This window comes from Kitasatospora sp. NPDC088861 (assembly GCF_044750105.1).
Taxonomy (GTDB): domain Bacteria; phylum Actinomycetota; class Actinomycetes; order Streptomycetales; family Streptomycetaceae; genus Kitasatospora.
The window spans coordinates 364124-377926 of sequence record NZ_JBIVJF010000004.1 but is presented as its reverse complement, the minus strand read 5'-3'; the positions used below and the strand labels follow the sequence as shown (position 1 = coordinate 377926).

12 protein-coding genes are annotated in these 13803 nt (G+C 72.4%); 2 read left to right on the top strand and 10 right to left on the bottom strand.

Going from position 1 to position 13803, the window contains the following annotated elements:
- Window positions 1–25 precede the first annotated feature (25 nt).
- Window positions 26–637, bottom strand: a complete 612-nt coding sequence (locus ACIP37_RS10900; protein ID WP_400804766.1) for a TetR/AcrR family transcriptional regulator — start codon at window positions 635–637, stop codon at window positions 26–28.
- 97 nt (window positions 638–734) lie between these two features.
- Between ACIP37_RS10900 and ACIP37_RS10895 the strand changes: the two genes are divergently transcribed.
- Window positions 735–1508 (top strand): SDR family oxidoreductase, encoded by a 774-nt coding sequence (locus tag ACIP37_RS10895; protein WP_363579510.1) that lies wholly within the window; start codon window positions 735–737, stop codon window positions 1506–1508.
- A 137-nt stretch (window positions 1509–1645) separates the two neighbouring features.
- Here ACIP37_RS10895 and fahA read toward each other — a convergent pair whose 3' ends face one another.
- From fahA to ACIP37_RS10860, 7 genes are all read right to left on the bottom strand, one after another.
- Window positions 1646–2869 (bottom strand): fumarylacetoacetase, encoded by a 1224-nt coding sequence (gene fahA, locus ACIP37_RS10890; protein ID WP_363579508.1) that lies wholly within the window; start codon window positions 2867–2869, stop codon window positions 1646–1648.
- A complete protein-coding gene (locus tag ACIP37_RS10885; RefSeq protein WP_400804771.1) occupies window positions 2866–3747 on the bottom strand; it encodes a hypothetical protein in 882 nt (293 codons plus the stop codon). The genes fahA and ACIP37_RS10885 overlap by 4 nt, the downstream gene beginning before the upstream one ends.
- Window positions 3744–4958, bottom strand: a complete 1215-nt coding sequence (locus ACIP37_RS10880; RefSeq protein WP_363579504.1) for a cupin domain-containing protein — start codon at window positions 4956–4958, stop codon at window positions 3744–3746. Before ACIP37_RS10880 ends, ACIP37_RS10885 begins: the two co-directional genes overlap by 4 nt.
- Window positions 4959–5034: 76 nt before the next feature.
- A complete protein-coding gene (gene hppD, locus ACIP37_RS10875; RefSeq protein ID WP_363579502.1) occupies window positions 5035–6249 on the bottom strand; it encodes a 4-hydroxyphenylpyruvate dioxygenase in 1215 nt (404 codons plus the stop codon).
- A 206-nt stretch (window positions 6250–6455) separates the two neighbouring features.
- Entirely contained in the window at window positions 6456–7802 is a 1347-nt protein-coding gene (locus ACIP37_RS10870) for a phosphoribosyltransferase family protein (protein WP_363579500.1), read from the bottom strand.
- Window positions 7803–7958: 156 nt separating this feature from the next.
- Window positions 7959–9659 (bottom strand): acyl-CoA dehydrogenase family protein, encoded by a 1701-nt coding sequence (locus ACIP37_RS10865; RefSeq protein WP_400804775.1) that lies wholly within the window; start codon window positions 9657–9659, stop codon window positions 7959–7961.
- 120 nt (window positions 9660–9779) lie between these two features.
- Window positions 9780–10352, bottom strand: a complete 573-nt coding sequence (locus ACIP37_RS10860; RefSeq protein WP_363579496.1) for a PadR family transcriptional regulator — start codon at window positions 10350–10352, stop codon at window positions 9780–9782.
- Window positions 10353–10538: 186 nt separating this feature from the next.
- Between ACIP37_RS10860 and ACIP37_RS10855 the strand changes: the two genes are divergently transcribed.
- A complete protein-coding gene (locus ACIP37_RS10855; RefSeq protein WP_063349890.1) occupies window positions 10539–11009 on the top strand; it encodes an SPW repeat protein in 471 nt (156 codons plus the stop codon).
- 104 nt (window positions 11010–11113) lie between these two features.
- Here ACIP37_RS10855 and ACIP37_RS10850 read toward each other — a convergent pair whose 3' ends face one another.
- Complete coding sequence (locus ACIP37_RS10850) at window positions 11114–12520, bottom strand: class II fumarate hydratase (protein ID WP_363579494.1); 1407 nt, start codon at window positions 12518–12520, stop codon at window positions 11114–11116.
- A gap of 189 nt (window positions 12521–12709) precedes the next feature.
- A complete protein-coding gene (locus ACIP37_RS10845) occupies window positions 12710–13453 on the bottom strand; it encodes a carbon-nitrogen hydrolase family protein (protein WP_400804780.1) in 744 nt (247 codons plus the stop codon).
- Between the last annotated feature and the right edge of the window lie 350 nt (window positions 13454–13803).

The following is a 13803-nucleotide window of genomic DNA, read 5'->3' as shown; positions in this document are numbered from 1 at the left end:
GGCCGCCCGGGCCCGGTTCGGGGCCCTACGGCCAGGCGCGCAGGGCGAGTTCGGCGGTCCGGGCCAGGTCGGCGGCGGTGGCGCCGTCCCGGGCCTGTTGCGACATGCCCTGGATGACCGTGCCGAAGTAGCCGGCCAGCGCGTGCGGGTCGGCGTCGGGCGGGAGTTCGCCGTCCGCCCGGGCCGTGCGCAGCCTGGTCTCGAAGGCGTGGAGGTTGCGGTTGCGCAGGTCGCGCAGGTGGGCCTGGACCTCGGCGTCCTGCGGGGAGACGTTGGTGGCGGCGCTGATCACCAGGCAGCCGGCCGGGTGGGAGGGGTCGGGGTAGATGGCCGCCGCCTCGCGCAGGATCCGGGCGAAGGCCGCGAACGCGGTGGTCTCCTCCTGTAGGGCGGCCTCCGCGAACGCGCCGACGGGGGAGTGGCCGTAGTGGCGGACGACCTCCTCGAAGAGCGAGCGCTTGTCGCCGAACGCGGCGTAGAGGCTGCCGGGCCGGATGCCCATGGCGGTGGTCAGGTCGGTGACGGAGGTGGCCTCGTAGCCGCGCTCCCAGAACAGCCGGGTCGCCGCCGTCAGCGCCTCGCCCCGGTCGAAGGTCGGCGGTCGTCCGCGCCGGGGCCGCGTCGGGTTCTCGGTCATGCCGGAATTTTAGAACACCCGCTCAACAAGTGTGTTAGCGTCTTTCTTGAGTGACCACTCAACAAATAGGGTGGGCGAAGCGGGAAGGGGCTCAGTCATGGGCAGGCAGGCACTCAAGGGCAAGACCGCGCTGGTCACCGGGGGCAGCAGGGGGATCGGCCGGGCGATCGCCCGCAGGCTCGGCCGCGACGGCGCCACCGTCGCCGTCGGCTACGCCCGCGATCAGGAGGCGGCGGGTGAGGTCGTCGCGGGCATCCGCGCCGACGGCGGCCGAGCCTTCGCGCTGCACGCCGAACTCGGCCGGCACGGGGACGCGGCCGCGCTGTGGGAGGCGTTCGATGCCGGGATCGGCGCGCACGCGCCCGACGGCGGCGTCGACATCATCGTGAACAACGCCGGGATCGGGCGCAGTGCCGACCTCGCCGCGCTCACCGAGGAGGGCTTCGACGAGGTCTTCGCCGTCAACGTCCGTGCGCCGTTCTTCGTCGTTCAGCACGGACTGCACCGGCTGCGCGACGGCGGCCGGATCATCAACGTCTCCAGCGGCGCGGCCCGCCTCGCCATGCCGGAGATCATCGCTTACGGGGCGACCAAGGGGGCGCTCGACACCTTCACCCTCAACCTCGCCAAGCAGCTCGGCCCGCGCGGGATCACCGCCAACTCGGTCGCGCCGGGTGTCGTCGACACCGACGTCAACGCCGGCTGGCTGCGCGGCAACGCGGAGGCGGAGGCCCATGCGGCCTCGCTCGCGGCCCTCGGCCGGGTCGGGCAACCGGAGGACGTCGCGGACATCGTCGCCTTCCTCGCCTCCGATGACGCTCGCTGGGTCACCGGCCGGGTCATCGACGCCACCGGTGGGGCGGGCCTGTAGGCGCGGTGGGTCCGGTGCGCGGGGGGAGTTCGAGGAGGGGGCGGGGGTAACAGATAACAGCTGACAGATGATGAAATCTGTCAGCTGTTATCTGTCATCTGTTCGCCGTCAGTTGTGGGCCAGCGGCTGTGGACCGGCTACGGCTGGACCCGCCCCGTCACCTCGCCGAACCCGATGACGGCGCCGTCCGCCCCCGGCGCGGTGGCCGTGATGGTGACCTCGTCGCCGTCCTCCAGGAACGTCCGGGTGGTGCCGTCCGGGAGCTTCAGCGGCTCCTCGCCGTTCCACGTCAGCTCGATCAGCGCGCCGCGGGTCTCCGGCTCCGGCCCGCTGACGGTGCCCGAGGCGAACAGGTCGCCGGTGCGCAGCGAGGCGCCGTTGACCGTCATGTGGGTGAGCTGCTGCTGTGCCGTCCAGTACATCGAGGCGAACGGCGGCCGGGACACCAGGTGCCCGTTCAGCCGGACTTCCAGCGCCAGGTCCAGTCCCCACGGTTCGCCGCCGCGGTCGTCCAGGTACGCCAGCGGCTCGACGTCGCGCTCGGGCGGCGCGACCCGGGCGTGCTGCAGGGCGTCCAGCGGGACGATCCACGGGGAGACGGAGGTGGTGAAGGACTTGCCGAGGAACGGGCCGAGCGGCACGTACTCCCAGGCCTGGATGTCGCGCGCGGACCAGTCGTTGACCAGGCAGACGCCGAACACGTGCTCGCGGAAGTCGTCCAGGACGACCGGTCGGCCCAGCTCGGACGGGGTGCCGACGACGAAGCCGACCTCCGCCTCGATGTCCAGCCGCCGGGTCGGCCCGAACGACGGCGCCGGGTCGGCGGGCGCCTTGCGCTGCCCGTGGGGCCGCACCACCGGGGTGCCGGAGACGACCACCGTGCCGGCCCGCCCGTGGTAACCGATGGGCAGGTGCTTCCAGTTGGGGGTGAGCGGCTCCGAGCCCGGGCGGAAGATCCGGCCCAGGTTGGTGGCGTGGTGCTCGGAGGCGTAGAAGTCGACGTAGTCGGCGACCTCGAACGGCAGGTGCAGCTGGACCTCGCCCGCCGGCAGCAGCGCAGGCGACAGCGCCTCGCGGTAGGACTCGTCCGTCAGCCACCGCGTGAGGTCGGCCCGGACCTGCGTCCAGGTCGAACGCCCCGCCGCCAGCAGCGGGTTGAGCGAGTCCGCGGCCAGCAGCACGGACGGCGCCCCGGCCGCCCGGGCGGCCGCCGCGGCGTCCAGCACGAAGTCCCCGACGCGCACGCCGATCCGGCGCCGGCCGGGCTGGTCGGCGGCGGTGAACACGCCGTACGGCAGGTTGTGCACGCCGAACGGCGAGTCCTGGGCGCTGGCGAGCCAGCTGCGGGGGGTGGTGCTCAACGGTCCTCCTGGGGCTGTGACGTGGACGACAGCAGGCCGAGCGCGGCCAGGTCGTCCAGGGGCTCGGCGATGCTGCACGTGCCGAACGCGGTGAACGAGTTCCGGATCACCGTGACCTGACGATCGGTCAGCGCTTGGACGGCCTTGGCCAGCACCGCGCCGTCGCGTTCCGCCAGCACCGCCGCTGCTGCGGCCCGGTCGGTCTCCTGCGCGGCCAGCAGCACGTTGAGGAAGCCGTGGTGCTCGAAGCCGGTGGTCGGGTCGGTGTGCCGGACGGCGTTGTGCAGTCCGGCGGTGCACTTGTACGGCAGTCCGCGCAGCGCGCAGCCGGTGAGGAAGGCGGCCAGCTCCTCCTCGTCCGGGAACGCCTCGGCCACCACCCCGCCGGTGCGGAACTTCGCCCGGTAGGGGCTGTCGACGAGCACGTCCAGCACTTCGCCCAGGCCGTCGCCGCGCAGGAGTTCGCGCGGCAGCTCGATGGCGGCCGGGACGTCCGGCGGCAGCAGCCGGTCCAGGGCGGCGACCGCCTCGGCGGCGTCCCGGACGGCGAGTTCGACGCCGGCCACCTCGAAGGGCGCGGCGGCGGCGAGCGCCGGGCCGAGTTCGGCACTGCCCCCCGGCAGTACGAGCCCGACCCCGAGCGGCGCACCGCCCGCCACCGCCGCGGCCAACTCGCCCAGCCGGCCGGCCCCGCACAGGAGCGGGCCGACCGCCTCGGCGTACCAGGCCGCGCGGTGCCCGCGGTGCGCGGGCACCGCCTCGGCGACCGGCAGGTTCCCCGGGGGGAACACCGCGGCGTCGTCGAAGAGCCCGTGGAACAGCTCGGGGATCGCCCCGGTGGCCGGTGAGTCGGGCGCGGCGGACGAGGCGGCGCTCATCGCCCGGGCCCCCGCCCGGCCCAGGTCCAGGCGTAGTTGCCGTCCTCGCCGGCCCGGCCGCCCTCGCCGAGCTCCAGCGGGCGGAACGTGTCCACCATGACGGCGAGTTCGTCGAAGAACTCCACGCCGATGCTGCGCTCGTACGCGCCGGGCTGCGGCCCGTGGGTGTGCCCGCCGGGGTGCAGCGAGATCGAGCCCTGGCCGATGCCCGAGCCCTTGCGGGCCGCGTAGTCGCCGCCGCAGTAGAACATGACCTCGTCGCTGTCCACGTTGGCGTGGTAGTACGGCACCGGGATCGACAGTGGGTGGTAATCCACCTTGCGGGGAACGAAGTTGCAGATCACGAAGCCGTTGCCCTCGAACACCTGGTGGGCCGGCGGCGGCTGGTGGACCCGGCCGGTGATCGGTTCGAAGTCCCGGATGTTGAAGGCGTACGGGTACAGGCAGCCGTCCCAGCCGACCACGTCGAAGGGGTGGTGCGGCACGGTGTAGCGGGTGCCCGAGACGCCGTTCGGGCCGCGGTGCTTGACCAGCACGTCGACGTCTCCGGCGGCGTCCCCGGTGGCGTCGACGACTAGCGGGCCGACCGGGCCGCGGAAGTCCCGCTCGCAGTACGGCGCGTGCTCCAGCAGCTGCCCGTACTTGGAGAGGTAGCGCTTGACCGGGGTGATGTGGCTGTTCGCCTCGATGCAGTACGCGCGCAGCGGTTCGTCCCCGGTCGGCACCCAGCGGTGGGTGGTGGCGCGCGGGATGATCACGTAGTCGCCCTGGCCGACCTCGATCGAGCCGAAGACCGTCTCGACCGTGCCGGAGCCGGACTCCACGTACACGCACTCGTCACCGAGTCCGTTGCGGTACAGCTCGCTCGGGGCCCCGGCGGCGACGTACGAGATCCGCACGTCGCCGTTGCCGAGGACCAGGCGGCGGCTGCCGACGACGTCCGCGGACTTCCACTCCTGGTCCGCGAACAGCTCGTGCAGCTTGAGGTGGCGGGGGAGCAGGGGGTGGTTGGGCACCGTGGACTGGTCCGGCAGCTCCCACGGCACCGCGTTCACCACGGCCGAGGGGATGCCCCGGTGGTAGAGCAGCGAGGAGTCCGACGAGAACCCCTCCTCGCCCATCAACTCCTCGTAGTACAGCCCGCCTTCGGGTGTGCGGTGCTGGGTGTGCCGCTTGGGCGGGATGCTGCCCAGCTGCCGGTAGTACGCCATCTCCCTGCTCCTCCTCGACCGTGCTCAGCCGACCGTCCTCACGGTACGCCCGACCGTGCTCAGAGTTCCCCAGCACTCACAGGTTGCCGCGGGCGTCCTGCTCGCGCTCGATCGCCTCGAACAGCGCCTTGAAGTTGCCCTTGCCGAAGCCCAGCGAACCGTGCCGCTCGATGAACTCGTAGAAGACGGTGGGGCGGTCGCCGATCGGCTTGGTGAAGATCTGCAGCAGGTAGCCGTCCTCGTCGCGGTCGACCAGGATGCCGCGCGACTTCAGCTCGTTGATGTCCACCCGCACCTTGCCGATCCGGGCGCGCAGCTCCGGGTCGTCGTAGTACGAGTCGGGGGTGTCGAGGAACTCCACGCCGCGCGAGCGCAGCACGTCGACGGTGGTGAGGATGTCGTTGGTGGCGAGCGCCATGTGCTGGCAGCCGGGGCCGGTGTAGAACTCCAGGTACTCGTCGATCTGCGACCGCTTCTTGGCGATGGCCGGCTCGTTGAGCGGGAACTTCACCCGGTGGTTGCCGCTGGCGACGACCTTGGACATCAGGGCGGAGTAGTCGGTGGCGATGTCGTCGCCGACGAACTCGGCCATGTTCACGAAGCCCATGACCCGGTTGTAGAACGACACCCACTCGTCCATCCGGCCCAGCTCGACGTTGCCGACGGCGTGGTCGAGGGCCTGGAACAGGCGCTTGGGCGAGCCCTCCGGGTGCTGGACCTTGCTCTGCGCGGTGATGTACCCCGGCAGGTAGGGGCCGTGGTAGCGGGAGCGGTCGATCAGGGTGTGGCGGGTCTCGCCGTAGGTGGCGATGGCCGCGCGGCGCACGGTGCCGTTCTCGTCGGAGACGTCGTTCGGCTCCTCCAGGACGGTGGCGCCGGTCGCGCGGGCGTGCGCGATGCACTTGTCGACGTCCGGGACCTCCAGGGCCAGGTCGACGACGCCGTCGCCGTGGCGGCGGTGGTGGTCCAGCAGCGGGCTGTCCGGCAGCACCCCGCCCTTGATCACGAAGCGGCAGGAGCCGGAGCGGAGCACGAAGGCCTTGCGGTCACGACGGCCGGTCTCCGGGCCGGAGTAGGCGACCAGCTCCATGCCGAACACGGCCTGGTAGAACTGGGCCGTCTGGGTGGCGTTGCCGACCACGAAGACGACCGCGTCCTGCGCGGTGACGGGGAACGGGTCGGTGGCCGGGTCGTGCTCGACGAGGCCGACGAGGCGGCGCAGCTGGTCGGCGTCGAGGCCGGCCTCGCGCTCCTCGGGGGTCAGCTCAAGGGCGTGGGACTGCGGGGTCATCGGTCGTTCCTCCACTTTTGGCCTCGGCTCTGAGGCGTCCGCTTGAGGCGGCCGCGCCGCGAACGGGTGGGCGGTGCGGCTGGCGGAGAGCTTGCTCCTGTCCGGGTGGCTGGGCAACAGGTCGGGATTTCACTGTTCAATGTGTACAAGCTGATCAGGAAATCCCGCATTCGGCTGCGCAAAATGTGCTGCCGATCGGGACCGGTTCACGGGGCCCGCGACACCGGGTCCTGGGCGGTCCCGAGCGGGGGGAGGTGGCGCAGGAACCAGGCCCCGGCGAGCTCGGCGACCTGGTCCAACGTGCCCGGCTCCTCGAACAGATGGCCCGCACCCGGCACCACCGCCAGTTCGCTCACGCAGTGCAGCCGGGCCCGGGCCCGCCGGTTCAGGTCGATCACGGTGGTGTCCAGGCCGCCGACCACGAGCAGCGTCGGGGCGCTCACCCGGCCCAGGACGTCGGGACCGGCGAGGTCGGGGCGCCCGCCGCGGGAGACCACCGCGCCGACGGCGGGCCCGAGCGCGGCGGCGGTGTGCAGGGCGGCCGCGGCGCCGGTGCTGGCGCCGAACAGGCCGAGCGGCAGGCCGCGGGTCTCCTCCAGCCGGCTCAGCTCCTCGGCGACGGCGGTCAGCCGGTCACCGAGCAGAGCGACGTCGAACACCTTGCGGCGGTCCGGCTCCTCGGCCTCGGTGAGCAGGTCGAACAGCAGCGTGGCCAGCCCGGAGCGGTTCAGGTACCGGGCGACGTGACGGTTGCGCGGGCTGCGCCGGCCGCTGCCGCTGCCGTGCGCGAAGAGCACGATGCCGCTCGGTGCGGCGGGGACGGTCAACCGGCCGGCGAGGCGCACACCGGCGGCGCGCAGGACCAGCTCGCGGTCCACGTCCACCGGCCCCGGCGCGCGCCGCCCGCCCGCGGCCTCGGCGAGCAGCCGCAGGACCTCCTCGTCGCCGGTCTGCGCGAAGTCCCCGTAGAACTCGCCGATCGCGAAGAACGGCGACGGTGTGCCGACGCAGACCAGCTCGTCGGCGACCTCGGACAGGCGCTCCGTCCAGTCCGCCGGGGCCACCGGGACGGCGAGCACCACCCGGGCCGCGCCCCGGGCCCGGACGATCCGGCAGGCGGCCCGGGCGGTGGAGCCGGTGGCGACGCCGTCGTCCACCACGATCACCGTGCGGCCGCGCAGGTCGGTGGGCGGGCGGCCGCCCCGGTAGCGGCGGGCCCGGCGCTCCAACTCGGTGCGCTCGCGCCGCTCCACGGCGGCCAGCTGGTCGTCGCCGACCCCGGCCAGCCGGATGACCTGCTCGTTCAGCACCCGGACGCCGTCCTCGCCGATCGCCCCCATGCCCAGCTCGGGCTGGTAGGGCACGCCGAGCTTGCGGATCACGCAGATGTCCAGCGGCGCGCCGAGCGCGGCCGCCACCTCGGCGGCCACCGGAACCCCGCCCCTGGGCAGCGCCACCACCACGGTGTCGGCGCCGCCCAAGTGGCCCACGCGGGCGGCCAGCCGCCGGCCCGCGTCGGTCCGGTCGGTGAAGTGGGTCCCGGTGCCGTGCATGACGCGCCCTCCGTGTTCCACGGTACGTCCGGGCGGCGTCGGGCGGGGCACCGAGGGGGCGGGGCCCCGGGGGCGTGGGCCGGAGGTGCGGACCGGGGGTTCAGGCCCGTGCCCCCGGTCCGCACCCCCGGGGTCGTTCCACGTTCCGCGCGGCGGCTACGGCCGCATCTCGTACGCGCCCGACAGCTCCTCGACCCGGGCCCACACGGCGGCGGCCCGCTCCGCGTTGGCGGCCGGCCGGCGCACGTTCGCCAGCGCCCAGGCGGCCTGCTCCGGGGTCGTCGAGGCCTTGCCGTGCAGCTCGGTCGCGTGCGCGGAGAAGTCGCGGACCAGCGCGTCGAAGATCTGGTCCAGGACGTCCTCGTCCAGGCCGGTCAGCTCCGCCTGCTCCAGCACCAGCTGGCCGTAGACGATCAGTGCGAACAGCTGGCCGATCTCCAGCAGGAAGTCCAGATCCGCCTGCTGCTCCTTGCTCGGCGCGTGGCTGAGCAGCAGCTCGCAGAAGCCGTCGGCCTGTTCGCGGAAGCGGGCGACGTTCGGCAGCTGCGTGTGGCGGTCGTACGCGGTGCGCCAGTCGTGGAAACGGATCGCGCCGAGGCCGCGGGCCGCGCCCTGGCGGAACAGGAAGGCGTCATCGGCGGCGTCCAGCCGGGTCGGCACCGGAGCGTAGTCGCTCGGGGCGAACAGGTAGTTGCCCATGAACTTGAGGATCAGCGCCAGGTTGACGTGGACGGTGCCCTCCAGCTTCGGCAGGCCGCGGATGTCCTTCGCCGCCTTGTCGAAGTAGGTGTCCGCCTCGAAGCCCTTGGCGGCGATGACGTCCCACATCAGGTCGATGACCTTCTCGCCCTCGGTGGTGACCTTCATCTTGGTCATCGGGTTGAACAGCAGGTAGCGGCGGTCCTCGGGGGAGGCGGTGCGGAAGTAGTCCACGGCCCGCGCGCTGAACATCTTCATCGCCACCAGACGGGCGTACGCGTCGGTCAACTCCCGTCGCACGTGAGGGAAGTCGGTGACCTTCCGGCCGTACAGCACCCGGTTGTGGGCATGCGTGACGGCCTCGTACATCGCGTGCTCGCAGATGCCGACCGAGGCCGTGCAGAGGTTGAACTTGCCGACGTTGACGGTGTTCAGCGCGGCGTCGAAGGCGGCCTGCCCGGTGTGCAGCACGTCCTCGGCGCGCACCGGGTAGCCCTCCAGCCGGAACTCGCTGACGTACATCTGGGCGTTCACCACGTTCTTGACCAGGTGGTACGCGTCGTGGCGGCTGTCGGCGGCGAAGAAGACGTAGCCCTCGGGGCCCTCGACGTCGGAGCGGCGGCCGAACACCGAAACCAGGCCGGCCACGTTGCCGTTGCCGATGTAGTACTTGGAGCCGGTCGCGGTGAAACCGCCCTCGCCGTCCGGGGTGAGGATCATGTCGGTGGAGTAGATGTCGGCGCCGTGGGTGCGCTCGGAGAGGCCGAACGCCATGACGTGACCCTCCGTCAGGAGCTTTGCGGCGCGGGCCCGGACGGCCTCGTTCTTGCTCTGCCAGACCGGCCCGAGGCCGAGGATGGTGACCTGCCAGGTGTACCAGTAGCCGAGGCCGTAGAAGCCGAGGATCTCGTTCAGCTCGGCGATCCGGGAGGTGTCCCAGCGCTTGCCCGGGTCGGCCGCGGACGGGGTCAGGAACTCCGCGAACAGGCCCTCCTTGGCGGCGAATTCGAGGAAGTCGGCGTACCAGGTGCGGTCGACGTAGGTGTCGATCAGCGCCTTCTTGCCGCGGGACTCGAACCAGTCCACGGTCGCGCGCAGCAGCCGGCGGGTCGGCTCGTCGAACTGCGCGGGGTCGTACGTACGCGGGTTGAAGAGCATCACGGGCTCCCGGGGGTCGAGGGTGAGGGGTGGCGGGTGAGGAGGCGGCGGGTGGTGGCCGGCGGGTGACGGCGAACAGTGAACAGATGACAACTGACAGATTTCAGCGTTCAGATTCTGTTATCTGTCACCCGTCATCTGTGACCTGTCATCCACGGCGAGGCGGTGCAGGGTGGCGAGCACGTCGTCGAGCCAGGCGAGGGTCATCCGCTCGTACTCGATGCCGCCGCGCAGCACCACGTGCTGGAGCTCCTGCTGGGTGTCGAGCGCGGTGAGGTCGGGGAAGTCGCGCTGCTCGCCGTGCAGGTAGCGGGCGAGCAGGGCGGCGTGGCTCTCGCGGTGCCGTTCGACCTCGGAGATCAGCGCGGCCGGGTCGTCGAAGGCGGCGGCGCGGATCTTGACCGCGAGCTCGTGTCGGACGGACTCCGGCTCGACCGGTTCGCGCAGCCAGCCGGCGAGCACGGCCCGTCCGGCGTCGGCCGCCGAGTAGACCTTCTTGTCCGGTCGGCCGTCCTGGGCGACCTCTTCGGCGGCGACCCAGCCGTCGGCCTCCATCCGCCGCAGCACCTTGTAGATCTGCTGGTGGGTGGCGGTCCAGAAGCGCCCGATGGAGCGGTCGAAGCGCCGGGCCAGTTCGTAGCCCGAGCCCGGCTGCTCCAGCAGTGAGACGAGGATCGCGTGCTCCAGTGCCATGTCCGGCATCCTGCTATGCAACGAATTGCATAGGCAATGGGGGGCCGGAGTGGTGAGACGCAGGTCACCGCCGTGATCGGATGGTTGTCGAGCATTTACGGCCAAAAGGCGCAAATCATCGGAGAAGCGCCAGAATGGGTACGGGGCAAGAGCCCTCCATGTTCCGAACCATAGGAGGTGGTATCGGTGTCTACCCAGATTCCGATGGGCATGGAGCATCACCCGGACATCGTCGAACTACGGGAGCACTACGAGCGGATCACCTCGACCCCGCGCGCCCAGGCCACGGAGGCCCTGGCCGTGCTGGCGGGCCTCTTCCTGGCGGCATCGCCATGGATCGTCGGCTTCACCGCCTTCAACACGCTGACCGTGACCTGCCTGATCGTCGGCCTGGCCTACTGCGTGCTGATGGCGGGATACGGGTCGGCCTACGAGCGCACCCACGCGAGGGCCTGGGCGGCCACCGTGCTCGGCGCGTGGACGATCGTCTCTCCCTGGCTCGTCTCCGGATCGGCCGCGCAGGGCAGGAACATCGTCACCTGCGTCATCGTCGGTGCCGTGATGTTCCTGCTCGGTCTCGCGGCGATCTCGATGGCCACGATCACGGCGAACGGAGCAGCGATGCGGCTCGGCCGCGCCGGCCGCGCCAAGGGCTGACGTCACTGACAGCCCGCGTCCGGGGCGTGGAGGGCCGAACCGTCCTCCGCGCCCCGGCGCACGTCGTCAGGGAGCCGCGGCCGTCACGGGCGGGTCGGTGGCCGTCACGGGCGGGTCATCCGCAGGACGTCGAGGGCTTCGTCGAGCTGCTCACGGGTGAGCTTGCCCTGTTCCACGTAGCCGTGCTCCAGCACGACCTGTCGGATCGTCTTCCGCTCGGCCAGCGCCCGCTTGGCGACCTTCGCCGCCTCCTCGTACCCGAGGTAGCGGTTCAGCGGGGTGACCACCGAGGGGGAGGACTCCGCGTACTCCCGGGCCCGTTCGACGTTGGCGGTGATGCCGTCCACCGTCCGGTCCGCCAGCAGGCGGGCGCTGTTGGCGAGCAGCCGCACCGACTCCAGCACGTTGCGGGCGAGTACCGGGAGCATCACGTTCAGCTCGAAGTTGCCGCTCGCGCCGGCCAGGGTGACCGTCGCGTCGTTGCCGACCACCTGGGCGGCGACCATCAGCACCACCTCGGGGAGCACCGGGTTCACCTTGCCCGGCATGATCGACGAACCGGGTTGCAGGTCCGGCAGGTTGATCTCGCCGAGGCCGGTGCGCGGGCCCGAGCCCATCCACCGCAGGTCATTCGCGATCTTCGTGAATCCGACGGCCACCGTGCGCAGTTGCCCGCTCAGCTCGACCAGGGAGTCGCGGGCGCCCTGCGCCTCGAAGTGGTCCCGCGCCTCGGTGAGCGGCAGGCCGGTGGTGCGGGCGACCTCCTCGATCACCGCCGCCGGGAAGCCCGGCGGGGTGTTGATCCCGGTGCCCACCGCCGTGCCGCCGAGGGGCAGTTCGGCGACCCTGGGGAGCGTCGCCAGCAGCCGCTCCCGCCCGTGCCGGACCTGGGCGGCGTAGCCGCCGAACTCCTGGCCGAGGGTGACCGGCGTGGCGTCCATCAGGTGCGTCCGGCCCGACTTGACCACCTGCGCGAACTCGGCGGCCTTGCGCTCCAGCGCCTCCGCCAGGTGCTCCAGCGCCGGGATCAGGTCGTGCGTGACGGCGGCGGTGGCGGCGATGTGGATCGAGGACGGGAAGACGTCGTTGGACGACTGGCTGGCGTTCACGTGGTCGTTCGGGTGGACCGGGCGGCCCAGCCGCTCGGCGGCCAGGGTGGCGATCACCTCGTTGGCGTTCATGTTGGACGAGGTGCCCGAACCGGTCTGGAACACGTCCACCGGGAACTCGTCGTCCCACCGCCCTTCGGCGACCTCCTCGGCCGCCGCCGCGATCGCCGCCGCCGTGTCCTCGTCCAGGACGCCGAGGCGGGCGTTCACCCGGGCCGCTGCGGCCTTGATCCCGGCCAGCGCGGCGATGTGCGCGCGCTCCAGCCGCTGGCCGGACACCGGGAAGTTCTCCACCGCCCGCTGCGTCTGCGCCTGCCACTTCGCGGCGGCCGGCACCCGGACCTCGCCCATCGAGTCGTGCTCGACGCGGTACTCCCGCTGGTTCTCCTGCTCGTCACCCATCACGCGCTGCACCTCCTGAACGGGCCGGTGGTCCGGCCCCGAGCGGTCTCCGATCACCACAGCCGCGCGTGGGCCCCGGGTATTTCCGCCCGGCCGCATCCGGTTGTCGCAGCCCGGCCACGCTCGCCGTTCCGGCCCGGTCGCGTCCACGGTGACGGTCGGGCCGCGTCCGCCGGGCCGCCTCCGTCGTTACCGCCGGGGCAGCTCGGCGCGGACGAGTTCGCCCGGCGCGGTGCCGGCCTGGGCGATCAGGGCGCCGCCCGGCGCCCAGAAGCCGGAGCCGCCCGAGGTCTGCGGCTGCTCGCCGCTCGCCCCGGCGGAAGTGGCCAGCACGGCCCACACCCCGTGGGCGGCGGCGCGGTCGCGGAGGTGCCCGTCGCGGCGGGCGGCCTGCGCGGGCCCCGCGCCGTACAGGGTGGAGGCGACATAGGCGTCGATGCCGAGCGCGGCGGTCTCCTCGGCGTGCGTGGGATCGGCGGCGTCGGCGCAGATCGCGAGGCCGAACCGCAGGCCGTCCAGCTCCAGGGCGGCGGGCCCGTCGCCGGGGGTGAACCGGTCGTTCTCGGCGCCGTGCAGCCGCGTCTTCCGGCACACGACGACGGCGCCTTCGCCGGTGACGGCCAGGGTGGCGATGGACTCGCCCCCGCCGGGCTCGGTGACCGGCGCGCCGACCAGGGCGGTCGTGCCGGTCGCGGCGCAGGCGGCGACCAGCGGGGCGAGGCGCGGATCGGCCGGGCCGAGCGCGGGCGCGGCCAGGTCGTACCCGGTCAGGGACAGCTCGGGGAACACCACCAGGCGCGCGGCGGCCTCCCGTACCGCCTGCGCGTGCCGTTCGACGTTCACGGCCACGGTGTCCGGGCGGCCGGCGTCGGCGCAGGCGGGCTGGGCGACGGCCACGGTGACGGTGGCGGCGGCGATCAGGGGTGCGGGCATGGCGGTGCCTCCGGGCGCGAGGTGGAAAAGATCAACGTATGCGCAGGTCCGGGCGGTGGACAAGGGTTTCGCGTGGCAGCCGGGAGGGAGGCGGCCGGGGCGGACGCACGTACCGCTCCGCGTTGTGCCGGGAGCGGGCGCCGGCCCGGGGCATGATCACCCGAATGGATGAATAGCTGCGTGGAGTGCTTCAAACTGCCGTACGCCACTTCGTACGCTCCTGCCTGGGCCGGATTCACACCGGCCCCACCCTGATCGCCGCTGCTTGGCATCATCGCCGTGCGGCATCACCGCCGCTCGGCGCGGGTGACCGGCTAGTGGGGGCGGACTCATGACGACGACAGGGCGGG

Coding starts and splice junctions, on each gene's coding strand:
- ACIP37_RS10900 (WP_400804766.1), bottom strand. CDS start 637: ATGACCGAGAACCCGACGCGGCCCCGGCGCGGACGACCGCCGACCTTC.
- ACIP37_RS10895 (WP_363579510.1), top strand. CDS start 735: ATGGGCAGGCAGGCACTCAAGGGCAAGACCGCGCTGGTCACCGGGGGC.
- ACIP37_RS10885 (WP_400804771.1), bottom strand. CDS start 3,747: ATGAGCGCCGCCTCGTCCGCCGCGCCCGACTCACCGGCCACCGGGGCG.
- ACIP37_RS10880 (WP_363579504.1), bottom strand. CDS start 4,958: ATGGCGTACTACCGGCAGCTGGGCAGCATCCCGCCCAAGCGGCACACC.
- hppD (WP_363579502.1), bottom strand. CDS start 6,249: ATGACCCCGCAGTCCCACGCCCTTGAGCTGACCCCCGAGGAGCGCGAG.
- ACIP37_RS10870 (WP_363579500.1), bottom strand. CDS start 7,802: ATGCACGGCACCGGGACCCACTTCACCGACCGGACCGACGCGGGCCGG.
- ACIP37_RS10865 (WP_400804775.1), bottom strand. CDS start 9,659: ATGCTCTTCAACCCGCGTACGTACGACCCCGCGCAGTTCGACGAGCCG.
- ACIP37_RS10860 (WP_363579496.1), bottom strand. CDS start 10,352: ATGGCACTGGAGCACGCGATCCTCGTCTCACTGCTGGAGCAGCCGGGC.
- ACIP37_RS10850 (WP_363579494.1), bottom strand. CDS start 12,520: ATGGGTGACGAGCAGGAGAACCAGCGGGAGTACCGCGTCGAGCACGAC.
- ACIP37_RS10845 (WP_400804780.1), bottom strand. CDS start 13,453: ATGCCCGCACCCCTGATCGCCGCCGCCACCGTCACCGTGGCCGTCGCC.